Origin of the sequence: Virgibacillus sp. 7505 (genome assembly GCF_002272135.1) — a bacterium.
GTDB lineage: Bacteria > Bacillota > Bacilli > Bacillales > Amphibacillaceae > Terribacillus.
Genome location: NZ_NPBF01000411.1, coordinates 1 through 220, shown reverse-complemented (window position 1 = coordinate 220; position 220 = coordinate 1). Strand labels below are relative to the sequence as shown.

Genomic DNA, 220 nt, shown 5'->3' with positions numbered 1-220 from the left:
GGTTGAACAGCCTCACGAAACGGCTCTTGATCGACTTCGATTTGCTCGACACCTTCATCGAGCATCATTTGCAAAGCGCTCTCTTCTTCTGCGGAAACGATTTCATTTTGGTACATACGCGCTTCTTCAGCCGCTTCCATAACCGCTTGCTGTTCGTCCTTTGTTAACTCTTGGTACGTTTTGTCACTCATTAATAATTGCACATAACCAAAAACGTGGT

Annotated in this window: 1 pseudogene; it reads right to left on the bottom strand. The window is 45.0% G+C overall.

Features of this window, described 5'->3' with window-relative positions:
- Window positions 1-191: pseudogene (locus CHH91_RS19550) on the bottom strand (TRAP transporter substrate-binding protein); the annotation flags it as partial.
- Window positions 192-220: the final 29 nt, after the last annotated feature.